The sequence below is a fragment of the Pseudomonas sp. SMV71 genome (assembly GCF_052042015.1).
GTDB lineage: Bacteria > Pseudomonadota > Gammaproteobacteria > Pseudomonadales > Pseudomonadaceae > Aquipseudomonas.
Genome location: NZ_JBKGGU010000016.1, coordinates 96051 through 121484 on the forward strand (window position 1 = coordinate 96051; position 25434 = coordinate 121484).

Consider the following 25434-nt stretch of genomic DNA (forward strand, 5'->3'; position numbering starts at 1 on the left):
CGGCTCAGAACCACTCGTCCCGCATCCCCAGGCACGTGTCGTCCCGCGCTTCGAGCAATGCCAGTTCATGGTGGCAGCCGGGAATTTCCCAGGTCAGGAAATACCGCGCCGCTTGCAGCTTGCCCTTGTAGAAGTCGCTGTCTGCGGCATCGCCCCTGGCCAGGCCTTCTTCGGCGCGAATCGCCTGTTCCAGCCAGCGCCAGCCGATCACCATGTGACCAAACACCTTCAGATACAGCGCGGAGTTGGCGAGGCTGCTATTGACCTTGCCCTGGGCCAGATCGGTCAGAAGGCCCAGGGTGACTGTCTGCAAGCTCGCCACCAGGGCTTCCAGCGGCTGGCGCAAGGGCGTCAGTGAATCGTGGGCCTGGGCGCGCTCGGTGGTGTCGGCCACCAGGCGAATCAATTGCTTGAGCCCGGCGCCGCCGTTCTGCGCCAGTTTACGGCCCAGCAGGTCCAGCGACTGGATGCCGTGGGTGCCTTCGTGGATCGGGTTCAGGCGGTTGTCGCGGTAGTACTGCTCCACCGGGTACTCGCGAGTGTAGCCGTGGCCGCCGAGAATCTGGATGGCCAGTTCGTTGGCCTTCAGGCAAAACTCCGACGGCCAGGATTTGACGATGGGCGTCAGCAGATCCAGCAGTTCATGGGCGCGCCGCCGTTCGGCTTCGTCTTCAAGTGTGGTGGTATCGTCGAACAACCGCGCCGCATACAGGCCCAGGTCAAACGAGCCTTCGACATAAGCTTTCTGGGTCAGCAGCATGCGCCGCACGTCGGCATGCTGGATGATCGCGACTGGTGCGGTAGTCGGGTCCTTACTGTCGGGCACCCGGCCTTGCGGACGTTCGCGAGCGTACTCAAGGGAATACAGGTACCCGGCGTAACCCAGCATCACCGCGCCCATGCCGACGCCGATCCGCGCCTCGTTCATCATCTGGAACATGTAGCTCAGGCCGTGGTGTGGCTTACCCACCAGATAGCCGACGCACTCGCCGTTGTCGCCAAAGTTCAGCGCCGTGGACGTGGTGCCGCGCCAGCCCATCTTATGAAACAACCCGGCCAGCAGCACGTCGTTGCGCGGGCCGAGGCTGCCGTCGTCGTTGACCAAGAACTTGGGCACGATTAACAGCGAAATACCCTTCACCCCCGCTGGTGCGTCCGGCAGTTTCGCCAGGACCATATGCACGATGTTTTCCGACAACGGGTGATCGCCGCCGGAAATGAAGATCTTGTTGCCTTTGAGGCGGTAGGTGCCGTCCGGCGCCGGCTCGGCGCGGGTGCGGATGTCCGACAGCGACGAGCCTGCGTGGGGTTCGGTCAGGGCCATGGTGCCGAAGAAGCGCCCGTCGATCATCGGTTGCAGGAAACGCCGTTTCTGTTCCTCGCTGCCGAAGCTCTCGATCAGGTTTGCCGCGCCCATGGTCAGGAACGGATAAGAGGTGGAGGCGGCGTTGGCCGACTGGAAGTGTGCGAAGCAGGCCTGGGACAGCAAGGTCGGCAGCTGCATGCCACCGGCGTCGAAACTGCGGGCGGCATTGAGAAAGCCTGCCTCCAGGAATGCGTCCACCGCTGGCTTCACCTCGGGAATCAGCACGGCCTGACCGTTTTCGTAACGGGGTTCGTTTTCGTCATTCTTGCGGTTATGCGGCGCGAAGTACTTCTCGGCAATGTTGCGGGCCGTTCCAAGGGCCGCGTCGAAGGTTTCGCGATTGTGCTCGGCAAACCGCTCACGCTGGGTCAGGCCCTCGGCATCAAGGACTTCATACAGCTCGAAAGCCAGATTGCGGGAACTGAGCAGCGTCTCGGACATGGCGGCCTACCTTGTTTGGGAATGGGCCGAGTCTAGGCTGGGTAATAGAGGCTGAACAGGAAGATTGATGGGGGTGATAAAGCGGCACAAGCTGCAAGCTGCAAGTAAGCGCGTAGCTTTTACTTGCAGCTTGCAGCTTGCAGCTTGCAGCTTGCAGCTTGCAGCTCAAAACTTGCCGCTGCTGTTAACCGATCGTCATCAGGCTGGCGTTACCGCCCGCCGCCGCAGTGTTGACGCTCAGCGCCCGCTCGATCACCAGGCGCTCCAGCGCAATACCGGTTTCGCCTTGTGACAAACCGTGGACCCCGACGATGGCGCCGGCACGCTTGGCCACTTGCTGGCAAACACTGCGCAATTGATCCGAATCACCGTGGTGCAGGACCGCGTCAAATACCACGTCATCCTTGGTCCAGTCGGAAACGCGCTGGATGCGTGCCTGAATGTCCTTCGGCAAGCGGGCGAACAAGGCCTTGCTCGTGTCGGTTTCCGGCCACACGGCCGAGCCGCCTACAGCCAGTACGGCCGCCAGTTGCGTCAGCAGGTCGCCTTCCACGTCGGCCAGGCACAACACGTGCTCGCGCGGCAGGATGGCGTAGCTGTTGCGCTCGCCCGTCGGGCCGGTCAGCTGGCGGGTGATACCGCTTTGCGACTGGGCCGCGAACTGCACGCACAAGGTGCTCAGCTCGGCGAGTTTCTGGCTGTCGGCCCAGGCTTGCAGGGCGGTCAACGGCTTGCTCATGGCTTCGCGCAGGCGCAGGTCTGGCGCGCTGACGGCATCGGCGCGCACGAAGGACTGTTGGATCGCATCGGTCGGACGAGTCGACAGCAGGCGGTACAGGTACAGCGGGCCACCGGCCTTGGGCCCGGTGCCCGACAGGCCTTCGCCACCGAACGGCTGCACGCCGACCACGGCGCCGACGATATTGCGGTTCACGTAGACGTTGCCGGCGTGGACATTGTCGACCACCTTGGCAATGGTTTCGTCGATGCGGGTGTGCACACCCAGGGTCAGGCCATAACCGGAGGCATTGATCTGATTGATCAACTGATCCAGTTCCTTGCGCTTGTAGCGCACCACGTGCAACACCGGGCCGAAGATCTCGCGCTGCAGCTCATCGAAGCTTTCCAGCTCGATCAGGGTCGGCATCACGAAGGTGCCGCGCTTGCACTCGTCACTGTCGGCAATTGCCATCTGGTACACGGTGCGACCTTTGTCGCGCATGGCCTGGATGTGTTTCTCGATGCCGGCCTTGGCTTCGGCGTCGATCACCGGGCCGATGTCGACCGACAGGCGCTCCGGGTTACCCAGGCGCGACTCGGCCATGGCGCCCTTGAGCATTTCGATCACGCGGTCGGCGGAATCTTCCTGCAAGCACAGGACCCTCAGGGCCGAGCAACGCTGGCCGGCGCTGTCGAAGGCCGACGACACCACGTCGATGACGACCTGTTCGGTCAGGGCCGAGGAATCGACGATCATCGCGTTCTGGCCGCCGGTCTCGGCGATCAACGGGATTGGGCGCCCCTGGTTGTCCAGGCGACCGGCGATGTTGCGTTGCAGCAGGCGCGCTACTTCGGTGGAACCGGTAAACATCACGCCTTTGACCCGCTCGTCACCCACCAGACGGGCGCCGACGGTTTCGCCACGGCCCGGCAGCAGTTGCAATACGCCTTCCGGAATGCCGGCTTCAAGCAGCAGGCGCACAGCCTGGGCGGCCACCAGTGGGGTCTGCTCGGCAGGCTTGGCCAGGACCGGGTTGCCGGCCGCCAGGGCTGCGGCGACCTGGCCGCTGAAGATCGCCAGTGGGAAGTTCCACGGGCTGATGCACACAACCGGGCCCAGTGGACGGTGGGCGTCGTTGGTGAAATCGTTGCGTGCCTGTACCGCGTAGTAACGCAGGAAATCCACCGCTTCGCGGACTTCAGCGATGGCGTTGGCGAAGGTCTTGCCTGCTTCACGAGCCAACAGGCCCATCAGCGGCTGGATCTCGCCTTCCATCAGGTCGGCGGCACGCTCCAGGATTGCGGCGCGCTCGGCCGGTGGCGTGGCCTGCCAGATCGGTGCGGCATTGAGGGCGCATTGGATAGCGTTGTCGACGTCGGCGACGGTGGCTTCCTGTACATGCCCGACCACGTCACGGTGATCGGACGGGTTCAAGACCGGTGCCGGGGTTTCCTCGCTGGCGGCGCAACCGAGCATCGGCGCGGCCTTCCAGTCGTTATGGGCCGTTGCCAACAGCGCGCAGGACAAAGAGGCCAGGCGATGTTCGTTGGCCATGTCGATGCCGCTGGAATTGGCGCGCTCGCTGCCGTACAGGTCGCGTGGCAATGGAATGCGCGGATGCGGCAGGCCGAAACCACCTTCCAGAGTCGCCATTTGCTCGATGCTCGCGACCGGGTCGGCCACCAGCTCCTGAATGGAAATGGACTGGTCGGCGATGCGGTTGACGAACGAGGTGTTGGCGCCGTTTTCCAACAGGCGACGCACCAGGTAGGCCAGCAGCGTCTCGTGGGTGCCGACTGGGGCGTACACGCGGCACGGACGGTTCAACTTGCCGTCGGAAACCTTGCCTACCACCTGCTCGTACAGCGGTTCGCCCATGCCATGCAGGCACTGGAATTCGTACTGGCCCGGGTAATAGTTCTGACCGGCGATGTGATAAATGGCCGACAACGTGTGGGCGTTGTGGGTGGCGAACTGCGGGTAGATGACTTCCGGCACCGACAGCAGCTTGCGGGCGCAAGCGATGTAGGACACGTCGGTGTACACCTTGCGGGTGTAGACCGGATAGCCTTCCAGGCCTTCGACCTGGGCGCGCTTGATCTCGCTGTCCCAGTAGGCGCCTTTTACCAGGCGGATCATCAGGCGGTGACGGCTGCGGCGAGCCAGGTCGATCACATAGTCGATCACATACGGGCAGCGCTTCTGGTACGCCTGGATCACGAAGCCGATGCCGTTCCAGCCGGTCAGTTGCGGCTCGAAGCACAGACGCTCCAGCAGGTCCAGGGACAGTTCGAGGCGGTCGGCTTCTTCGGCGTCGATGTTCAGGCCGATGTCGTATTGCTTGGCCAGCAGGGTCAGCGACAACAGGCGCGGGTACAGCTCGTCCATGACGCGCTCGTACTGGGCGCGGCTGTAACGTGGGTGCAAGGCCGAGAGTTTGATGGAAATGCCTGGGCCTTCATAAATCCCACGGCCGTGGGACGCTTTGCCGATCGAGTGGATGGCTTGTTCGTACGAGGCCAGGTACTTCTGGGCGTCATGTTCTGTGAGTGCGGCTTCACCCAGCATGTCGTAGGAATAGCGGAAGCCCTTGGATTCGAATTTGCTGGCGTTGGCCAAGGCTTCGGCGATGGTTTCGCCGGTGACGAACTGCTCGCCCATCAGGCGCATCGCCATGTCGACGCCCTTGCGGATCATCGGCTCGCCGCTCTTGCCGATGATGCGGCTCAGAGAGGAGGTCAGGCCCGCTTCATTATGGGTGGCGACCAGCTTGCCGGTCAGCAGCAGGCCCCAGGTCGCGGCGTTGACGAACAGCGACGGGCTGTTGCCCAAGTGCGGTTGCCAGTTGCCGGTGCTGATCTTGTCGCGGATCAGTGCGTCGCGGGTGCCTTTGTCCGGAATGCGCAGCAGCGCTTCGGCCAGGCACATCAGCGCCACGCCTTCCTGGGACGACAGGGAGAACTCCTGCAGCAGGCCCTGGACAATCCCGGCACGGCCGCCGGCACTCTTCTGGTTGCGCAGCTTCTCGGCAATCGAGGCGGCCAGCTTGTTGGTGGCCTCGGCCATTTGGGCCGGCAGGCGCGCCTGTTCGATCAGCATCGGAACCACTTCCGGCTCTGGGCGACGGTAGGCGGCCGTGATGGAAGCGCGCAGGACCGATTGCGGCAGGATGCTTTCGGCAAATTCCAGGAAACATTGGTGCGCGTGGTCGACCGGGACCTCGCCGGCGTCATCGCTGTCGGCGCGAAGAGCACCGTTGAGCTCGGTCAGGGTTGCACCACCCTCGAGTTTTTCCAGGTAATTGTAAATTGCCTGCTTGATCAGCCAGTGCGGCGTGCGATCAATCGAGGTTGCGGCCGCCTTGAGGCGTTCGCGGGTCGGGTCATCGAGTTTGACCCCGAGGGTGGTGGTAGCCATATTTTTATCCTCATGTTTACCACGTACGGCGTGGCATCAGCTGGCGGCAAGATTAGCTGCGCGCAGAATGAGGTGCAACCGGGTGCAACCCTTTTTTTATTGAAACAATGAGCAGCTCGTCAGGCGGCATGTACACACTTGTTTGTTGTGCACCGACCTGGTGCTTTAATTTCAGGTTGAGGGCCCATGAGTGCACCAAATAAGGGCGACAACCGGGAAGTCGACAATAAAACCGATCAGGTGCAACTGATTCGAGCGAAACAGGTTGCACCTCATTTCATTTGTTGAATAGCATTCGCGGCCAAGGTGCAACCGGTTCTTGCCGGGAACACCGGCTGATGGCTTTCCTGGGGAAACATCAGCATAAATTCGCGGGTCTGCAAATCGTCGCTACAACGTCCGTTGTCGGCGTTTCCAGCTGCCACCGCTACATAAAAACAAAGCCAGGGCGTAATTCAATGAGTGTTAGCAATCCCACGTTGATCACTTTCGTGATCTATATCGCAGCCATGGTCCTGATCGGCCTGATGGCTTACCGTTCCACCAATAACCTTTCCGATTACATCCTGGGCGGTCGCAGTCTGGGTAGCGTGGTCACGGCGCTGTCCGCCGGTGCCTCGGACATGAGCGGCTGGTTGTTGATGGGGCTGCCAGGTGCCATCTACATGTCCGGTCTGTCGGAAAGCTGGATCGCCATCGGCCTGATCGTCGGCGCGTACCTGAACTGGCTGTTCGTGGCCGGTCGCCTGCGGGTACAGACCGAGCACAACGGCGACGCGCTGACGCTGCCGGACTACTTCGCCAGCCGCTTCGAAGACAAGAGCGGCCTGCTGCGGATTATCTCCGCCGTGGTGATTCTGGTGTTCTTCACCATCTACTGCGCGTCCGGCATCGTGGCCGGTGCCCGTTTGTTCGAAAGCACGTTCGGCATGTCCTACGAGACTGCGCTGTGGGCCGGTGCTGCGGCGACCATTGCCTACACATTCGTCGGCGGTTTCCTGGCCGTGAGCTGGACCGATACCGTCCAGGCCACCTTGATGATCTTCGCCCTGATCCTGACACCGATCATCGTGCTGCTGGCCACCGGCGGCGTGGACACCACGTTCCTGGCCATCGAAGCGAAAGACCCCTCGGCCTTCGACATGCTCAAGAACACCACCTTCATCGGCATCATCTCGCTGATGGGCTGGGGCCTGGGCTACTTCGGCCAGCCGCACATCCTGGCGCGTTTCATGGCAGCCGATTCGGTCAAGTCCATCGCCAACGCCCGTCGCATCTCCATGACCTGGATGATCCTGTGCCTGGGCGGCACCGTTGCTGTCGGCTTCTTCGGTATCGCGTACTTCTCGGCGCACCCTGACGTAGCCGGTCCGGTCACCGAGAACCATGAGCGTGTGTTCATCGAGCTGGCGAAGCTGCTGTTCAACCCATGGATTGCCGGTGTATTGCTGTCGGCCATTCTCGCGGCGGTGATGAGCACCCTGAGCTGCCAGTTGCTGGTGTGCTCCAGCGCCCTGACCGAAGACTTTTACAAGACCTTCCTGCGCAAGAACGCTTCGCAGCTGGAACTGGTCTGGGTCGGCCGCGCCATGGTGCTGCTGGTGGCGCTGGTAGCCATCGCCCTGGCCGCCAATCCTGAAAACCGTGTCCTGGGCCTGGTGAGCTACGCCTGGGCCGGTTTCGGTGCCGCGTTCGGTCCTGTGGTGCTGATCTCGGTCATCTGGAAAGGCATGACCCGTAACGGCGCGCTGGCGGGCATCCTGGTGGGTGCGATCACCGTGATCGTCTGGAAGCATTTCGAGCTGCTGGGTCTGTACGAAATCATCCCGGGCTTTATTTTCGCCAGCCTGGCCATTTTCTTCGTCAGTAAGATGGGCTCGCCTACCGCAGGTATGGTGCAGCGCTTCGAAGCGGCCGAGAAAGATTTCCGCTTGAACCAGTAAGGCATTCGGCGAGGCCTGGACGGCCCGCTTGATGGATAAGCAACGGCCTGTCTCTCTTGGAGGCGGGCCGTTTTTTATTGGACGATGTCGGGGTAGGCGCTATTTGCAGCCGGCTGTCTATCGGAAAAGACGACACGCCTTGCGGCTTTTTTCTCTGCGGATCTAAGGCAACGTCTGTTTTTCTTGAGCGCCGACCCATTGTCCGTAGGGCTCATGCAGAATCGGTCGCCTTTATCCAGCAGAGGCACATCGGATGTACCCGCCTGCCATCCCATCGCGATTCGTCCTGACATTCGACAGCGGGCCTGATGAGTTCGAGGTGCTTGAGTTCAAGGGCAATGAAGCGATCAGCCAGCCGTATCGCTTTGACCTTGAGCTGGTCAGCGAGCGGTTCGACCTGGCCCTGGAAGAGCTTTTGCACCGCCAGGCCTACCTGGCGTTCGGAAGCCAGGGGCGGGGTGTGCACGGTCAGGTCTACAGCGTCGCCCAGGGTGATTGCGGCAAGCGTCTGGCTCATTACCGGATCAGTCTGGTGCCACGCCTGACGTACCTGCGGCATCGCATCAATCAGCGGATCTTCCAGCACCTGAGCGTGCCGTCAATTGTCACCCGGATCCTCAAGGAGCATGGCATCCAGGGCGACGCCTTCCGCTTCAGCCTCAGTGGGCAATACCCCGAACGCGAGTACTGCGTGCAATACGCCGAGAGCGATCTGGCGTTCATCGAGCGAATCTGTGCCGAGGTCGGCATTCACTACCACTTCAGGCACAGCCCCGAAGGACATCTGCTGGTGTTCGGCGACGACCAGACGGTCTTTACTCACCTGGCTGAACCGACGGTTTATCAGCCGGACAGCGGCTTGGCCGCCAGCGAGCCGACGATCAAGTCGCTGACGGTACGGCTCCAAACCCGGACCAGTGCCGTGACGCTGCGCGACTATGACTTTTCCAAACCCGGCCAGGCGCTGCAAACCCACCTCGACAATCAGCAGCGACCGGTACTGGAAGACTATCGCTATCCGGGGCAATTCTCCGATCATGAGCATGGCCGTCACCTGACTCGGCGCGCACTCGAACGCCATGTGGTCGATTATCGTCTGGCCGAAGGGCGCAGTGATCAACCGGCACTGGTCAGCGGGCATTTCATGCAGGTGCACGAGCATCCTCGAAAGCAATGCAATGATCTCTGGCTGCTTACCGAAGTTTCCCACCACGGTCGACAGCCCCAGGTTCTGGAGGAGGCGGCTGGCATCAGCCCGGATGAGTTGCAGGGCTACCGCAATACATTCCTGGCGACGCCGTGGGATGTTTTCTATCGTCCGCCCCTGCATCACCCGAAGCCGCAAGCCCGGGGTTATCAATCGGCGGTGGTCACCGGGCCTGTGGACAGCGAGATCCACTGCGATGCGTGGGGGCGGGTCAAGGTCCAGCTGATCTGGGACCGTGACGGCAAGCGTGACGAGCACGCCAGTTGCTGGTTGCGGGTGGCCTCCGGCTGGGCCCATGACCGCTACGGCGCGGTGATGATTCCCCGGGTGGGGATGGAAGTGCTGGTGGGATTCATCGACGGTGATGTGGACAAGCCCCTGGTGGTCGGCTGCCTGCCCAATGGTGCCAATCCGCCGCCCCTGGATCTGCCGGCGGACAAGACCCGCAGCATCTGGCGCAGCCAGAGCAGCCCCGGCGGTGGCGGTTATAACGAGTTACGCATCGAGGACCGCAAGGGCGCCGAAGAGATCTATGTGCGCGCCCAGCGAGACTGGACCCAACATGTGCTGCACGACCAGCGGGTGCAGGTCGATCATGAGCGCAGCATCGTCGTCGCCGGTACTGCGCGCCACGAGCTCAAGGCCGATGAACAGCGCATCACCCACGGCCGCCGACAGGCGGAGGTCAGGCAGGACGACCACTTGCTGGTCACCGGCGAGCGACACATTCGGGTGACCAGTCAGGCCCTCAACGCCAGCCAGCAGTTTCATGTCAGTGCCGGCCAGCAGATCGTGCTGGATGCGGGCGTCAGCGTGACGATCCAGGCGGGGGGCCATTGGATCAATATCGGCGCGGCGGGGATCTTCAGCAGTGTGCCGATCGAAGTCGGTGGCGCACCGATGCCAGCCAGGAGCGCGGCACCTGCCGTGTCGGACGTTGCGCGTAGTGCTGCGATCCTGGCCTCCCCGCTTTCCCTGGCGCAAATGCTGAGCCTGGGCGGTGCGGCTCCGTTCTGTGAAGAGTGCGAGCGTTGCAGGAGCGGTGTCTGCGCAACGCCGCCGCTTGCCCCCCAAGTGCTACCTGCCGGGACGAGAGTATGAAGGATCGCCAATCGCCCCGCGCCTGGCTTCAAGCGCGTCCCTTGCAGGCAGGCGAGCATCTGTATGCCGTCTTCAGCAACGCCAGCAGCGCCGGAGCACTGGATGCCTGGAGGCGCTCGATGACTTGTGCTCCCAGCCCGATATGGGCCGATACGCCTTACGCTGAATGGGAAGCGGTGATGCCCTACGTAGGCGCCGTCGCCGTAGACAGCGGGTTTCTCGATTGGATCGCTACGGGCGACTCACTCGACTGGGGATGGCTGGCGGTGTCGTCTGCCAGCCAGGACACCCTTGCCAGACATTTATGCGGGCTGACGCAGGTCCTGCTGCCGGGAGGTCGGTCGGTATTTTTCCGTTTCTGGGATGGCCGTTTCTTGCACCCAATCCTGCAATCACCGGAGGTCGAGGCCGGGCAGCTTTTGCCGGTCGTCAGGCGTTGCCTGATCAACGGTCAAGCGCTGGAAATCGTCGCAAATGCCCATAGCCCGGCGCAGGCCTATCCCTGGTGGAAAGTGCCTGGCGCAGTGCTCAAGTTGATGGCAGGGCATTCGACCGACTGCCTGCGGGACAATCTGCTCAAATGGTTGAGCGAGGAGCATCCGTATCTGTTCGAGCGGGTCGACGAACGCATCCTGCGGCGCAAGGTCGCGTATTTCCTCGAAACCTCAGGGGCCGGCGAAGCGCCGAGGGCGCCGTTGCTCGCTTTTCTGATGCAAGAGCTGGGTTGATTTATGCCCCGGTCCGCTCTTGTGGCGAGGGAGCTTGCTCCCGCTGGGTTGCGCAGCGACCCCATGATCATGCGAGCGCTTCGCACTCGAGCGCGAGCAAGTTCCCTCGCCACGGTCATTTCATCCTTCAAAAGTGCAGCCCTCAGCCTTGCCCACCGCCCGCCGGGCCGCGAGTCCCTGACGTGCGACGCGCTTCGCGGTAAACTCGTCGCCCTTCGCAGGAGCCGCCATGAACTATCGCCACGCCTTCCACGCCGGCAATCACGCCGATGTGTTCAAACACCTGACCTTGACCCGTCTCATTGCCCTGATGTCGCGCAAGGAACAGCCCTTCGCCTACCTCGATACCCACGCGGGTATCGGGCTGTACGACTTGCAGGGTGACCAGGCTAACCGTACCGGTGAATACCTGGAAGGTATCGCGCGGTTGTGGGGCGTTGACGACCTGCCGCCGCTGACCGGCGATTACATGAAGGTGCTGCGGGACATGAACCCGGACGGGCAGTTGCGCTATTACCCAGGCTCACCGGAACTGGCGCGACGCCTGACCCGCCCCCAGGACCGCGTGTTGCTCAACGAAAAACACCCGCAAGACGGCGTCCTGCTCAAGGACAACATGAAAGGCGACCGGCGTGTCGCCGTGCACCTGGGCGAAGGCTGGCACGTGCCCCGGGCACTGCTGCCGGTGGCGGAGAAGCGCGGCCTGATGCTGATCGATCCGCCCTTCGAGCAGCTTGACGAAATGCAACGCTGCGCCGCGTCCCTCAAGGACGCCATCGGTCGGATGCGCCAGACCGTGGCGGCGATTTGGTACCCGGTGAAGGACCAGCGGATGTTGCGCCGTTTTTACCAGGACCTGGCCGGTACCGGAGCACCGAAGCTGTTGCGGGTGGAGCTGCTGGTGCATCCACTCGCGACGCCCAACAGCCTGAACGGCTCCGGCCTAGCGATTGCCAATCCGCCGTGGGGGCTGGAGGAGGAGTTGCGGGAGCTGCTGCCGTGGCTGTCGAAGAAGCTCGGACAGACCCAGGGTGGGTGGCAAATGGATTGGTTGATTGCGGAAAGTTGATCAGTTGATGTGATGGCGCCTGAAGGGACGCCATCGCGAGCAGGCTCGCTCCCACAGGTTCGATGCCAGGCATTCATGCTGAGAACGCCCTGGATCCATTGTGGGAGCGAGCCTGCTCGCGAAGCTTTTAGAACCTGTAAATCAGATCGGGCAGGTCACGCCCGTACCGCCGATCCCGCAATACCCTTCAGGGTTTTTCGCCAGGTACTGCTGGTGATAGGCCTCGGCGAAGTAGAACGTCGGCGCTTCTTCGATTTCGGTGGTGATGGTGCCCTTGCCGGCCTTGGTCAGTTCCGCCTGGAAGATGTCCTTGCTGTGCTGGGCGGCCGCCAGTTGATCCGGGTTGGTGGCATAGATGACCGAGCGATATTGAGTGCCGATGTCGTTGCCCTGGCGCATCCCCTGGGTCGGGTTGTGCAATTCCCAGAACATCTTCAGCAGCGCTTCATAGCTGACTTTCGCAGGTTCGTAGACCACCAGCACCACTTCACTGTGGCCGGTCAGGCCCGAGCAGACCTCTTCATAGGTCGGGTTCGGTGTGAAGCCGCCGGCATAGCCCACGGCGGTACTGACCACGCCTTCACGCTGCCAGAACCTGCGCTCGGCGCCCCAGAAGCAGCCCAGGCCGAAAATCGCAAAATCCACGTCCATGGCGAACGGGCCCAGCAGCGGCGCGTCGAGGACGAAGTGCTTGTCCGGCACGGTCATTGGGGTTTCACGGCCAGGTAGAGCTTGTTCTTGAGTAGGGAGCACGTTTTTGTTCACCAGGATTTCCGAGCGCAAGACCATCATCAGTCCTCTTAGGGAGGCAGTTGCAAGTCGCAAGCTGCAAGCTACAAGTGGTGAGAGTGTGCCATCGTTTGCTTGAAGCTTGAAGCTTGAGCTATGCGAGCGGACCACGCGGATAACGCTTGAGCTTCTCGATCAGCTCTGCGCCAGGAATTGGCCGGTCGAACAGGTAGCCCTGGCCGACGTCACAGCGGTGGCGACGCAGGAAGGTCAACTGCTGGGCAGTCTCGATGCCTTCCGCTACCACCTTGAGTTTCAGGTTGTGAGCCATGGCGATCACCGCGGAGGTGATTTCCATGTCGTCCTGGTTGTCCGGGATTTCGTGGATGAAGCTGCGATCGATCTTGATGATGTCGATCGGGAATTTCTTCAAGTAGCTCAGGGACGAATAACCGGTGCCGAAGTCATCCATGGCCAGCGTCAGGCCCAGGCGCTTGAGCTGGTCGAGCTGCAAGTGGGTGTCTTCGGTGGCTTCCAGCAGCAGGCCTTCGGTCAGTTCCAGTTCCAGGAGCCAGGCCGGGAGCTGTTCTTCCTTGAGAATGCTGGCAATCGAGGCGACCAGGTCCGGGTCGGAAAACTGCTTGGGCGACAGGTTGATTGCCACTTGCAGGTTGCCCAGGCCGGCGGCAGTCAGTTGCTTGCTCATGCGGCAGGCCTGGCGGGCGATCCATTTGCCGATGGGGATGATAAGACCGGTTTCCTCGGCCACGCTGATGAACTGGTCCGGGCGGATCATGCCTTTTTCCGGATGATTCCAGCGCAGCAGCGCTTCCATCCCCAGCAGGCGACCGCTGCGCAGGCACAGCTTGGGCTGGTAGAACACGTCCAGTTCGTTCTGGGTCAGGGCTCGGCGCAGGTTGTTTTCCACGAATAGCTTGTAGCTGGCCTCGGCGTTCAGTGCTTCGGTGAACACCTGGACCTGATGCTTGCCGTTGGCCTTGGCCTTGTGCAGGGCGAGGCCGGCGTTGCGCATCAGGGTCTGTGGATCACGGCCATGCAGCGGTGCGCAAGCCAGGCCTACGGAGCCGGTCACGCTGATCAACTGGTTGTCGACGAACATCGGTTTGTCGAGGGTCATCAACAGCTGGCCGGCGATCTGCTGACCGGCTTCCAGGTCGGTGTCGTCCAGCAGTACGGCGAACTCGTTACTGGCGAAGCGCGCCAGGCTGCCGCTGGGGCTCAGGCTGTTGCGCAGGCGCCGGGCCAGGCTGATCAGCAATTTGTCGCCGGTCTGGTGGCCGAGGCTGTCGTTGATGCGCTTGAAGTTGTCGATGTCCACCAGCAGCAGGCTGATGGGCGAGTCGCTGTCGCGGGCGAAGCGCTCATCCAGGTTGCGAATGAACGCCGGGCGGTTGCCCAGGTTGGTCAGGTTGTCGGTGTAGGCCAGGCGCTCGATGCGCTGCTGGGCCAGCTTGGTCTGGGTGATGTCTTCGTAGATGCCGATGTAATGGGTCAGCTCACGGTTGTCGCCGTAGACCTTGGAAATCGACAACTGGCCCCAGTAGGGTTCCAGGTTCTTGCGCCGGCTCTTGAACTCACCCTGCCAGCTGTTGTTCTGGCCCAGCGCCGAGGGCGCGTCGAACAGCAGCTCGCTGAGGTTCTCCAGGGCCGGCAATTCAGACAGGCGCTGGCCGTGGACTTCCTCGGTGGTGTACTGGGTGATCGCGGTGAAGCTGGGATTGACGTATTCCACCACGCCGTCGCAGTTGACCAGCAGGAACGCGTTGGCGCTCTGTTCCACGGCGCGCTGGAACAGGTGCAGGGCGCTGGTGGCAGTCCGTCGGTTGTGGTTATTGATGACCTGGGCGAACTGGTCCGCCAGCTCACCGGCAAAAGCGATCTCATCCGACTGCCAGGCGCGGGTAGCGCCCACTTGTTCCAGGCACAGTACGCCCACCACTTGGCCATCGATGCGCACGCTGGCGTCGAGCATGGCATTGACGTCGCGGGCGCGCAGGCTTTCGGCCATTTCCCGGGTACGCGGATCGCGTATGGCGTTATGCGCATCAATGGCCCGACAGGTCTGCAACGCCTCCATGTAGTTGGGGAATTCGTTGGCGTCGATCGCCGCCGGCAGGAAGTATTCCTGGGTGGTGCGGTTGTAGGCCGAGATCGGCACCAACTTGCCGTCTTCCAGGTTCCAGATACTGGCGCAGTCGATCTGGTAGATATCGCAGGCGCTGCGGGTGATCAATTCGGCCGCTTCGAGCAGCGAGTTATTGGCGCTGTAGCGTTGGCGGGTAAGCAGCAGGATCAGATCCTGCTGGGCGCGCACCCGGTCCAGGTGCTGGAGCTGTTCCTGCTGGGCCCGCTGGTTCAGTTCCAGGGCAATCTGCAAGCGTGAGTTCTGGGTTTCCAGGTCCAGCGCCGGCATGGACGGCTCGCCTTGCAGCAAGCTGTCGACCACCAGCAGGTAGCCGCGCAGCAGATGACGATTGTGTTGCTTATAGGCTTCCCCGGTCTCCAGCACGTTCATCGGGCCTTGGGCGGTGTGGAGCATGTAGCGGATCTGGTAATGCGAGGCCTGGGCCAACTGTTGCTGGATCGCGTCGTGCAGTTGATATCGCGCCTCGGGCTCCATCAGGCTGGCGTAGGGCGAGCTGACCAGCGAACACAGGTCTACCGCCGGCAGTCCGAAGTATCGTTCGCAGTTGGGATCGAGGAACAACAGCGCCCAGCTTGCTTCATTCAGCCGTTCGAAACGCAGCATGCCGAGCCGCGAGGGCACCGGTAACTGCGTCACTACCTCGGCCGCCATTCGGCTGGCGGCATCGGGTTGGCTTTTCATGGGGAAACTCGCTTCGAAAATGCTGATCGCGCCGGGCTGACGCCCTCGTTATTACGGATTGCCGCAAGGTTGCATCATTGCGGCACTGGCTGACAAGAGAGATGAAGGCCAAGTGCTATAAACCTTTTATCGGCCGACGAAGGGATTTCTCCAGTCGCCGACCGATAAGAGGGTGTCGCAAAGGCTACCGCTGGTCAGCGAAGCCCGATTTCCACGGTCTGCAGCAGGCTGCCGTTACGGTCGTGAAAGCTCACTTGTACGTTCTGCGCCGTGACGTGCAAGCGGGCAAAGTTGTCTTGGCTGACCACATTGCTGGTCAGTTCATAGTGGTACTCGCCGCTGTCATTCCCGGCCAGGGGAGCGTCGAAAATAAAGTCCGATGCCTTGGCGAAAGGCAGCAGCCTGCTGTTACACAAAGGCGAGGAAACAATGGTGTTGACCTCGAACTCGGGATCCTGGCTATGGCGCAGGCGGCTGGTCATGGAGCCGTGTACATCGCCCGAGACGAAGATCACGTTCTTGATCCTCCCGTGGCGCAAGGTTTCCAGCAGGCGCATGCGTTGTTCCGCAAAGGCCTGCCAGGCGTCCCCGTCGTTACGTTTGCTGTCGGGATAGAACATGACGCTGGTCACGACGAACTTGACCCGTGCGCGGCTGTGGACGAGCCAGTGGAGCAGCGCCTGCTCCTGGGTTTCATCCAGGATGCGTCGGTTGTCTGGCGACAGGTTGCGTTGAGTGCGACTGTCGGTGACAAACCATTCAATATCGCCGTGGGCAAATGTATACCAATATCTGTTCAGTGCTTTATTAATAGTTCCGTCATGGCGAAGTTCATGAGCCGGGCCGTGGCTGGCTTGATAAAGTTCATATGCGCTCATCGCGTTGGCATAGAGAACGTCATCGTTGACCGTTCTGTTGGCCGGCCAGTTATCTTCGATCTCGTGGTCGTCGAGCATCATGTAAGTGGGTACGCCAGACATGAGTCGGGCGATATGGGGTTGAGAGAAAACAGTTCGGTATTTAAAGAGAATGCTCTTGTAGGTCCGATCCGGGGCGAGTTTATTCAAATCGTCGAGATACACTTGGTCGCCGGTCATCAATACCGCGCTGATCGGCGGGTCGGCCAGGGCTGCGATTCGGTTGATGCCGGCGAAGATGCGGTCACCGAGGCCCGGCAGCGATGGCACGCCGGCGGTGATTCGCAGGTACCGGCATGATCCTACGATATAAGCGCGAGGCGCGTGGTTCTCAGCGTCTTGCGTACGCAGGCAGTAAAGGGTCCGGGGCCATTGCAACGGCAGTTCCTGGATGGTGGCGACGGTGTGGGTCGGGCTCAGGGGGCTGAACCAGCCTGCCTGGTATTCATAATAGGTATTGGCTTGAAGGCCTTTGAGCACAATCACATCGGACATGTCGCGGTGTGGCTCCAATTGCACGAATTGTCCTTTCGACCAGTTCGTTTCTCCTTTGCGCCGATGGCGAATACCGGCGAATACCAACTTGTTATCGCGATCACCGCGCAGGAATATTCGAGCGTGGTCGGTAGTTGTGTGGCCAACAATAGGGCCGACGGTGGGTTTGAACATATTCGAGTCCATTCGAATTGCAGCATTAATAAAGTGTCGGCGAAACTGATCAGGAGTCTCGCGGGTTTGATGCTAAAGCGCGTGGCGTCATAAATATTGATAGGGGAGGGGGCGCAGGCTGTGGGTAATGGCTAACAGGGGGCGTAGTCTTTTATATGAAATGGCGTAGGAAAATCCTCGGCCTACGCCATTGCCTGCCGGTTAACGCTTTTCACCCACAGAGTCGCGCCGTTGATGCTTGAACTTCAGGCAAAAAAAGCCCCGCCAGACGGGCGGGGTTGAGGTACGAGCGTGGCGCTCGGAAAACAGCGGTGCGAAAGGCCCTTCCCCGGGGAAGGGCCTTTGGGCTTACAGCAGGATGGTACGGATGTCGCCCAACAGGTCGCTCAGGCGCTTGGTGAAGCGCGCAGCGGCGGCACCGTTGATCACACGGTGGTCGTAGGACAGCGACAACGGCAGCATCAACTTCGGCTGGAAGGCCTTACCGTCCCAGACTGGCTGGATAGTGGCCTTGGAAACGCCCAGGATCGCCACTTCCGGCGCGTTGACGATCGGCGTGAAGCCGGTGCCGCCAATGTGGCCGAGGCTGGAAATGGTGAAGCAGGCGCCTTGCATGTCGTCGGCGGTGAGCTTCTTGTTCCGGGCTTTTTCGGCCAGGGCAGCGGCTTCGCCGGCCAGTTGCAGCAGGCTCTTCTGGTCGACGTTGCGGATGACCGGTACCAGCAGGCCTTCCGGGGTGTCGACAGCGAAGCCGATGTGCACGTATTTCTTGCGGATCACAGCCTTGCCGCTTGGCGCCAGGGAGCTGTTGAAGTCCGGCAGTTCCTTGAGCAGGTGCGCGCAGGCCTTGAGCAGCAGTGGCAGCACGGTCAGCTTCACGCCGGCCTTTTCCGCCACGGCTTTCTGCGCCACGCGGAAAGCTTCCAGCTCGGTGATATCAGCCTGGTCGAACTGAGTCACGTGCGGGATGTTCAGCCAGCTGCGGTGCAGGCTCGACGCGCCGATCTGCATCAGGCGGGTCATGGCGACTTCTTCGGTTTCGCCGAAGCGGCTGAAGTCCACCGCCGGTATCGGCGGGATACCCGCGCCGCCGCTGGCGCCCTCGGCCGGTGCGTCCTTGGCCTTCTGCATCATGGCCTTGACGTAGGCCTGTACGTCTTCCTTCAGCACGCGACCGTGCGGGCCGCTTGGGCTGACAGCCGACAGCTCGACACCGAATTCACGGGCCAACTGGCGCACCGCAGGACCGGCGTGGACCTTGGCACCGTTGGGGGCAGGCGCGGCGACCGGTGCTGGCGCAGCCTCCGCTTTAGCGGCCGGTGCAGCAGCGGGGGCTGGAGCTGCTTCGGCCTTGGCGGGAGCCGGTGCAGCGGCTGGAGCTGGCGCGGCGGGTGCAGCAGCGCCGGCGACTTTCAGCTTGAGGATCAGGTCACCCGTGCCGACTTCGTCTTCCAGCTTGATCTCGACGCTTTCCACCACGCCGGCGGCCGGCGATGGGATTTCCATGCTGGCTTTGTCGGATTCCAGGGTGATCAGCGACTGGTCGGCTTCGACGGTGTCGCCGGCCTTGACCAGTACTTCGATGATCTTGGCCTTGCCCGACGAACCGATGTCCGGGACATGGATGTCCTGGACAGTGGCGGCGGCAGGCGCAGCGGCCGGTGCGGGAGCCGCCTCGGCAGCCGGTGCGGCAGCGGGCTTTTCAGCGGCCGCCGGGGCCGCGGCAGGTGCGGCTGCCTCAGGCGCCGCAGCGGCGCCCTCGACTTCCAGCTCCAGCAGCTCGTCGCCTTCTTTCAGGCGATCGCCCAGCTTAACTTTCAGGCTCTTGATGACACCGGCCTTCGGCGCTGGCACTTCCATGCTGGCCTTGTCCGATTCAAGCGTCAGGATGCTCTGGTCGGCTTCGATACGGTCGCCGACCTTCACAAACAGTTCAATTACTTCACCTTCACCGCTGCCGATGTCAGGTACGCGAATGAGTTCGCTCACGAAAATTCTCCTCAGCAGTCCAGTGGGTTGCGTTTTTCCGGATCGATGCCGAACTTGACGATGGCCTCGGCCACCACCTTGGGTTCGATATCGCCACGGTCAGCCAAGGCTTCCAGGGCTGCCAACACCACGAACTTACGGTCGACTTCGAAGAAGTGACGCAGCTTCTTGCGGCTGTCGCTACGGCCGAAACCGTCGGTGCCCAGCACCTTGAATTCCTTGGAAGGAACCCACTGACGGATCTGTTCGGCGAACAGCTTCATGTAGTCGGTCGAGGCGATGACCGGACCTTTGCGGCCGTTCAGGCATTCTTCGACGTAGCTCAGCTTCGGCTTCTGGCCAGGGTGCAGGCGGTTGCTGCGCTCTACGGCCAGGCCGTCGCGACGCAGTTCGTTGAAGCTGGTCACGCTCCAGACGTCGGCACCGATGTTGAATTCCTCACGCAGGATCTTCGCCGCTTCACGCACTTCGCGCAGGATGGTGCCGGAGCCCATCAGCTGGACGTGGTGCGCCGCTTCGCGGGTGTCTTCCTCAAGCAGGTACATACCCTTGACGATGCCTTGCTCCACACCGGCCGGCATGGCTGGCTGCTGGTAGGACTCGTTCATCACGGTGATGTAGTAGAAGACGTCCTGTTGTTCTTCGGTCATCTTCTTCATGCCGTCCTGGATGATCACCGCCAGCTCGTAGCCGTAGGTCGGATCATAGGTGCGGCAGTTCGGGATGGTCCCGGCCAGCATGTGGCTGTGACCGTCTTCGTGCTGCAGGCCTTCACCGTTGAGGGTGGTACGGCCGGCGGTACCGCCGATCAGGAAGCCACGGGTGCGGCTGTCGCCAGCGGCCCAGGCCAGGTCGCCGATACGCTGGAAGCCGAACATCGAATAGAAGATGTAGAACGGCAGCATCGGCTGGTTGTGGCTGGAGTACGAAGTACCGGCGGCAATGAAGGAGCTCATGGCGCCCGCTTCGTTGATGCCTTCTTCGAGGATCTGGCCCTTCTTGTCTTCGCGGTAGAACATCACCTGGTCTTTATCGACTGGCTCGTAGAGCTGGCCGACGGACGAGTAGATGCCCAACTGGCGGAACATGCCTTCCATACCGAAGGTACGGGCTTCGTCCGGGATGATCGGGACGATGCGCGAGCCGATTTCCTTGTCCTTGACCAGCTGCGCGAGGATCCGCACGAAGGCCATGGTGGTGGAGATTTCACGGTCGCCCGAGCCGTCCAGGATTGCCTTGAGGGTTTCCAGCGGCGGTGTCGGGATGCTGATGCTCTTGGCGCGACGCTGCGGTACGAAACCGCCCAGCGCGGCGCGGCGCTCGGCCAGGTAACGGGCTTCGGCGCTGCCTTCCTCGGGCTTGAAGAACGGCAGGTTTTCCAGCTCGCTGTCCTTGACCGGGATGTCGAAGCGGTCGCGGAACAGCTTCAGGCTGTCGACGTCGACCTTCTTGGTGTTGTGCGCGGTGTTCTTCGCTTCGCCGGCACCGGTGCCATAACCCTTGATGGTCTTGGCCAGGATGACGGTCGGCTGCTCTTTGTGGTTGACCGCCTGGTGGTACGCCGCGTAGACCTTGTACGGGTCGTGGCCGCCACGGTTGAGTTTCCAGATCTCGTCGTCGGACAGATCGGCAACCATCGCCTTGAGTTCAGGCGTATTGAAGAAGTGCTCGCGGACGAACGCGCCGTCCTTGGCCTTGTAGTTCTGGTACTCGCCGTCGATGACTTCGTCCATGCGGCGTTGCAGGATGCCGTCGACGTCCTTGGCCAGCAGTGGGTCCCAGAAGCGACCCCAGATGACTTTGTTGACGTTCCACTGGGCGCCACGGAACACGCCTTCGAGTTCCTGGATGATCTTGCCGTTGCCGCGAACCGGGCCGTCGAGGCGCTGCAGGTTGCAGTTGATGACGAAGATCAGGTTGTCCAGCTTCTCGCGGCCGGCCAGGGAGATCGCCCCCAGGGATTCCGGCTCGTCGCACTCGCCGTCGCCCATGAAGCACCAGACCTTCTGCTTGCCCGGCTGGATGAAGCCGCGGGCTTCCAGGTACTTCATGAAGCGCGCCTGGTAGATCGCCTGGATCGGGCCCAGACCCATGGAAACGGTCGGGAACTGCCAGAAATCAGGCATCAGCCAAGGGTGCGGGTACGAAGACAGGCCGTTGCCGTCCACTTCCTGGCGGAAGTTGTTCATCTGGTCTTCGGTGATGCGGCCTTCCATGAACGCACGGGCGTAGACGCCGGGCGATGCGTGACCCTGGAAGTAGATCAGGTCGCCGCCGTGTTCGTTGGTCGGGGCCTGGAAGAAATAGTTGAAGCCGATGTCATACAGCGTCGCGCTGGAGGCGAAGCTGGAGATGTGACCGCCCAGGTCTGAATCTTTCAGGTTGGTACGCATGACCATGGCCAACGCGTTCCAGCGTACCAGCGAGCGAATGCGGCGTTCCATGAACAGGTCGCCGGGCATGCGTGCTTCGTGGGTAACGGGGATCGTGTTGCGGTATGGCGTGGTGATGGCGTAGGGCAGTTGCGAACCGCTGCGGGTGGCGAGTTCGCCCATACGGGTCATCAGGTAATGAGCACGGTCTTCGCCTTCTTTGTCGAGAACCGATTCCAGGGCGTCCAGCCATTCCTGGGTTTCGACGGGATCGAGGTCTTGCATGGCTTGCTCCAGGGCGGAAAGGCTACCAGAATCGGTTGCCTGAGTTTGCGACTGGCCTTGTGGGCAGACGATATAAATTCTTGGATTGCCGAAGGTTGTCTCGGCGGCGTGTAGTTTTACTACAAATCGTTGGCCGTTTCAGCCTTTCGAATGTATAGACGAGTAGTAAAACTACACATGAGCGGCTTGTGGCCCCTCGTTTCGTTGTGAGAATAATCGTTACTGTTGGTCGTAAGCCAACTCGAACAGGTAAAAACTTGATGCCGGCTGCCAATAAAATCAGATTTTCAGCTATTTATCATCTTTGTTCGACAGTCGATCAGGTAGTGTCTTTGGGAAAATCACTACATCCAGCCTTTCCCGCGCCGATCAAGGATAGACCATGAGCCTGCCCTCGCTAGCCCCGATACCGGCCATTCTCCAGTCATTGGTCAGTCGCGCCGAGCAGTCGTTCCGTGCGGCAGTGGCCTTGTTCGACGACGACCACGGGCTGTCGACCTGGACGGCGCAGCGCTGGGAAGCGTTCAACCGAATCGCCGCCGCCAGCGACTTTGTCGTCGAGCAGAGCCTGCGCGACCCGGTCATGTTGCTGGAGCTGGTGCGCAGTGGCGAGCTGGACCGCAGCTTCGCCCCCGGTGAGTTGTGCGCACAGATCGCCACTGCGGTGCAGGCCGCCGAAACCGAGGACGAGCTGGGCCGCGTCCTGCGCCGCCAGCGCACCCGCCAGCAAGTGCGGATCATCTGGCGCGACCTGACTCGCCAGGCCGATCTGGTCCAGACCTGCCGCGACCTCTCTGACCTGGCCGACGCCTGCATCGACCAGGCTTATCAATGGTTGTACCAACGCCTCAGCCAGCAATTCGGCACGCCCACCGGGCGGCGCAGCGGCGAGCCGCAGCAGATGGTCATCCTCGGCATGGGCAAGCTGGGTGCGGTGGAGCTGAACCTGTCTTCGGACATCGACCTGATCTTCGCCTACCCCGAGGGCGGCGAGACGGTCGGGGTCAAGCGGCCGCTGGATAACCAGGAGTTCTTCATCCGGGTCGGCCAGCGCCTGATCAAGGCCCTGGACCCGATGACCGTCGACGGCTTCGTGTTTCGCGTCGACATGCGCCTGCGCCCCTATGGTTCGGCCGGCGCGTTGGTGCTGAGCTTCAACGCGCTGGAGCAGTATTACCAGGACCAGGGGCGCGACTGGGAACGCTACGCCATGATCAAGGCACGGGTTGTCGCCGGCGATCAGGCGGCCGGGGCGCAACTGCTCGACATGCTGCGCCCGTTCGTCTATCGACGTTACCTGGACTTTTCCGCGATTGAAGCGCTGCGCACCATGAAGCAGTTGATCCAGCAGGAAGTGCGGCGCAAGGGCATGGCCGACAATATCAAGCTGGGCGCGGGCGGCATCCGTGAGGTGGAGTTCATCGCCCAGGCCTTCCAGCTGATCCACGGCGGCCGGGACCTGAGCTTGCAGCAACGACCATTGCTCAAAGTGCTGGGGACCCTGGAGGGCCAGGGTTACCTGCCGGCCAAGGTGATCGATGAGTTGCGCGAGGGCTATGAATTCCTGCGCTATACCGAGCATGCGATCCAGGCCATTGCCGACCGCCAGACCCAGATGCTGCCGGACAGCGCCCAGGATCAGGCGCGGATCGCGTTCATGCTGGGCTTCGACGACTGGTCGGCCTTCCACGAGCGATTGATGCACTGGCGCGGTCGCGTGGCCTGGCATTTCGGCCAGGTCATCGCCGATCCGGATGAAGAAACCAGCGGCGAAAGTGAAGTGGTGGTGGGCGGCGAGTGGTTGCCTTTATGGGAAGACAGCCAGGACGAGGAAGCGGCCTGCCGCCAACTGGAGGAGGGCGGCTTCGTCGATGCGCCCAAAGCGCTCAAGGCCCTGGCCATGCTGCGCGGCAGTCCGCAGTTGCGGGCGATGCAACGTTTGGGTCGCGAGCGTCTGGATGCCTTCATTCCGCGTCTGCTGGCTCAGGCGGTGGAACACGCCAACCCGGACCTGGTGCTGGAGCGGGTGCTGCCGCTGGTAGAGGCCGTGGCCCGTCGCTCGGCCTACCTGGTGCTGTTGACGGAGAACCCCGGCGCCCTGCGGCGCTTGCTGACGCTGTGTGCGGCGAGCCCGTGGATCGCCGAGCAGATCACCCGTTTCCCTCTGCTGCTCGATGAGTTGCTCAACGAGGGGCGCTTGTTCAAGCCGCCGCTGGCGCCCGAGCTGGCGGCGGAGTTGCGTGAGCGGCTGACGCGCATCCCCGAAGATGACCTCGAACAGCAGATGGAGGCGCTGCGGCATTTCAAGCTGGCGCACCGCCTGCGCGTAGCCGCCTCGGAAATCGCCGGCAGCCTGCCGTTGATGAAAGTCAGCGACTACCTGACCTGGCTCGCCGAGGCGATTCTCGAACAAGTGCTGGCCCTGGCCTGGCGCCAGACGGTGGCCAAGCATGGTGTGCCGCTGCGCACCGACGGCAGCCTGTGCGATCCCGGCTTCATCATTGTCGGTTATGGGAAAGTCGGCGGCCTGGAACTGGGGCATGGTTCGGACCTGGACCTGGTGTTCGTCCACGACGGCGACCCCCAGGCGGAAACCGATGGCCCGAAACCGATCGATGGTGCCCAGTTTTTCACCCGCCTTGGTCAGCGGATCATTCATCTGTTGACGGCCCAGACCAACTCCGGGCAGCTCTATGAAGTGGACATGCGCCTGCGTCCGTCCGGGGCGTCGGGGCTGCTGGTCAGTTCCCTCGGGGCGTTTGCCCGCTATCAGGAGAACGAAGCCTGGACCTGGGAGCATCAGGCGCTGGTGCGGGCGCGGGTGCTGGTGGGCAGTCAGGACGTAGGGCAGGCGTTCGAGAAGGTCCGTGCCCAGGTGTTGGGGCGCAAACGCGACTTGCCGGGGTTGCGCCAGGACGTCAGCGAGATGCGCGCCAAGATGCGCGATAACCTCGGCAGCAAGGCCACGGCTGCCGGGACTGCGGCGAATGCCTTCGAGGCGAGCGCGCCGTTCGACCTCAAGCAGGATGCCGGAGGTATCGTCGATATTGAATTTATGGTGCAATACGCGGCCCTGGCGTGGTCCGAGGAACACCCGTCGCTGCTGCGCTACACCGACAATATCCGCATCCTGGAAGGATTGCAGGAGGTCGGGCTGATGCCGGCCGAAGACGCGACCATGCTGCGCGAGGCCTATAAAGCCTACCGCTCCGCCGCCCACCGCCAGGCCTTGCAGAAAGAGGCAGGAGTGATTGCAGGCGACCAGTTCGTTGAGGAGCGTCGGCAGGTGCTGCGGATCTGGCGAGAGTTGGGGCTTGGTTGATTGCTGGCGAATGAAAGGCCCTTGTGGGAGCGAGCCTGCTCGCGATGGCGGAGTGTCAGGCGGTAATGATGTTGAAAGTGCCGGCCTCATCGCGAGCAGGCTCGCTCCCACAGTTGGATCTGTGGTGTTGCGCGGTATTTGAGTAAATATGAAGACCCTTGTGGGAGCGAGCTTGCTCGCGAAAGCGGTGTGTCAGGCGACAGCGATGTCGAGAATGCCGGCCTCATCGCGAGCAGGCTCGCTCCCACAGTTGGATTTGCGGTGTTACGCCGCACTTGGAACGAATGAAGAACCCTTGTGGGAGCGAGCC

At 61.9% G+C, this 25434-nt stretch carries 12 protein-coding genes; 5 read left to right on the forward strand and 7 right to left on the reverse strand.

The genetic code is table 11. The annotated features are described in order from the left end of the window. Nucleotides 1-4: 4 nt before the first annotated feature. Nucleotides 5-1807, reverse strand: a complete 1803-nt coding sequence (locus tag ACLEJQ_RS17870) for an acyl-CoA dehydrogenase (protein WP_440796998.1) — start codon at nucleotides 1805-1807, stop codon at nucleotides 5-7. 184 nt (nucleotides 1808-1991) lie between these two features. Then, nucleotides 1992-5945 carry a trifunctional transcriptional regulator/proline dehydrogenase/L-glutamate gamma-semialdehyde dehydrogenase gene (gene putA, locus ACLEJQ_RS17875; RefSeq protein WP_440797000.1) on the reverse strand — a complete coding sequence of 1318 codons (3954 nt, stop codon included), beginning with the start codon at nucleotides 5943-5945 and terminating at the stop codon, nucleotides 1992-1994. Between the two features lie 458 nt (nucleotides 5946-6403). Here putA and putP point away from each other — a divergent pair, with 458 nt between their 5' ends. From putP to ACLEJQ_RS17895, 4 genes are all read left to right on the forward strand, one after another. Continuing rightward, complete coding sequence (gene putP / locus ACLEJQ_RS17880) at nucleotides 6404-7888, forward strand: sodium/proline symporter PutP (protein WP_440797002.1); 1485 nt, start codon at nucleotides 6404-6406, stop codon at nucleotides 7886-7888. A 253-nt stretch (nucleotides 7889-8141) separates the two neighbouring features. Then, nucleotides 8142-10196, forward strand: a complete 2055-nt coding sequence (locus ACLEJQ_RS17885) for a type VI secretion system Vgr family protein (protein ID WP_440797004.1) — start codon at nucleotides 8142-8144, stop codon at nucleotides 10194-10196. After that, nucleotides 10193-10924 carry a DUF4123 domain-containing protein gene (locus tag ACLEJQ_RS17890; protein WP_440797006.1) on the forward strand — a complete coding sequence of 244 codons (732 nt, stop codon included), beginning with the start codon at nucleotides 10193-10195 and terminating at the stop codon, nucleotides 10922-10924. Before ACLEJQ_RS17885 ends, ACLEJQ_RS17890 begins: the two co-directional genes overlap by 4 nt. 229 nt (nucleotides 10925-11153) lie before the next feature. Beyond that, a complete protein-coding gene (locus tag ACLEJQ_RS17895; RefSeq protein ID WP_440797008.1) occupies nucleotides 11154-11993 on the forward strand; it encodes a 23S rRNA (adenine(2030)-N(6))-methyltransferase RlmJ in 840 nt (279 codons plus the stop codon). Nucleotides 11994-12134: 141 nt separating this feature from the next. On the opposite strand, the gene msrA is transcribed toward ACLEJQ_RS17895, so the two are convergent. The 5 genes from msrA to aceE all read right to left on the reverse strand — a co-directional run bounded on the left by msrA (nucleotide 12135) and on the right by aceE (nucleotide 21802). Then, nucleotides 12135-12782: a peptide-methionine (S)-S-oxide reductase MsrA gene (gene msrA / locus ACLEJQ_RS17900; protein ID WP_440797081.1), complete on the reverse strand. Its 648-nt coding sequence runs from the start codon at nucleotides 12780-12782 to the stop codon at nucleotides 12135-12137. A 94-nt stretch (nucleotides 12783-12876) separates the two neighbouring features. After that, nucleotides 12877-15570: a putative bifunctional diguanylate cyclase/phosphodiesterase gene (locus ACLEJQ_RS17905; RefSeq protein ID WP_440797010.1), complete on the reverse strand. Its 2694-nt coding sequence runs from the start codon at nucleotides 15568-15570 to the stop codon at nucleotides 12877-12879. 194 nt (nucleotides 15571-15764) lie between these two features. Next, nucleotides 15765-17156 (reverse strand): alkaline phosphatase D family protein, encoded by a 1392-nt coding sequence (locus ACLEJQ_RS17910; protein ID WP_440797012.1) that lies wholly within the window; start codon nucleotides 17154-17156, stop codon nucleotides 15765-15767. Between the two features lie 348 nt (nucleotides 17157-17504). After that, nucleotides 17505-19145 (reverse strand): dihydrolipoyllysine-residue acetyltransferase, encoded by a 1641-nt coding sequence (aceF, locus tag ACLEJQ_RS17915; RefSeq protein WP_440797014.1) that lies wholly within the window; start codon nucleotides 19143-19145, stop codon nucleotides 17505-17507. An 11-nt stretch (nucleotides 19146-19156) separates the two neighbouring features. Next, nucleotides 19157-21802 carry a pyruvate dehydrogenase (acetyl-transferring), homodimeric type gene (aceE, locus tag ACLEJQ_RS17920; protein WP_440797015.1) on the reverse strand — a complete coding sequence of 882 codons (2646 nt, stop codon included), beginning with the start codon at nucleotides 21800-21802 and terminating at the stop codon, nucleotides 19157-19159. 382 nt (nucleotides 21803-22184) lie between these two features. Between aceE and glnE the strand changes: the two genes are divergently transcribed. Then, nucleotides 22185-25124, forward strand: a complete 2940-nt coding sequence (gene glnE / locus ACLEJQ_RS17925) for a bifunctional [glutamate--ammonia ligase]-adenylyl-L-tyrosine phosphorylase/[glutamate--ammonia-ligase] adenylyltransferase (RefSeq protein WP_440797017.1) — start codon at nucleotides 22185-22187, stop codon at nucleotides 25122-25124. The last annotated feature ends 310 nt before the right edge of the window (nucleotides 25125-25434 follow it).

Bases quoted from the DNA above. Each gene is read 5' to 3' on its own strand.
- ACLEJQ_RS17870 (WP_440796998.1), bottom strand. From the start codon at position 1,807: ATGTCCGAGACGCTGCTCAGTTCCCGCAATCTGGCTTTCGAGCTGTAT.
- putA (WP_440797000.1), bottom strand. From the start codon at position 5,945: ATGGCTACCACCACCCTCGGGGTCAAACTCGATGACCCGACCCGCGAA.
- putP (WP_440797002.1), top strand. From the start codon at position 6,404: ATGAGTGTTAGCAATCCCACGTTGATCACTTTCGTGATCTATATCGCA.
- ACLEJQ_RS17885 (WP_440797004.1), top strand. From the start codon at position 8,142: ATGTACCCGCCTGCCATCCCATCGCGATTCGTCCTGACATTCGACAGC.
- ACLEJQ_RS17890 (WP_440797006.1), top strand. From the start codon at position 10,193: ATGAAGGATCGCCAATCGCCCCGCGCCTGGCTTCAAGCGCGTCCCTTG.
- ACLEJQ_RS17895 (WP_440797008.1), top strand. From the start codon at position 11,154: ATGAACTATCGCCACGCCTTCCACGCCGGCAATCACGCCGATGTGTTC.
- msrA (WP_440797081.1), bottom strand. From the start codon at position 12,782: ATGGTCTTGCGCTCGGAAATCCTGGTGAACAAAAACGTGCTCCCTACT.
- ACLEJQ_RS17905 (WP_440797010.1), bottom strand. From the start codon at position 15,570: ATGAAAAGCCAACCCGATGCCGCCAGCCGAATGGCGGCCGAGGTAGTG.
- ACLEJQ_RS17910 (WP_440797012.1), bottom strand. From the start codon at position 17,156: ATGTTCAAACCCACCGTCGGCCCTATTGTTGGCCACACAACTACCGAC.
- aceE (WP_440797015.1), bottom strand. From the start codon at position 21,802: ATGCAAGACCTCGATCCCGTCGAAACCCAGGAATGGCTGGACGCCCTG.
- glnE (WP_440797017.1), top strand. From the start codon at position 22,185: ATGAGCCTGCCCTCGCTAGCCCCGATACCGGCCATTCTCCAGTCATTG.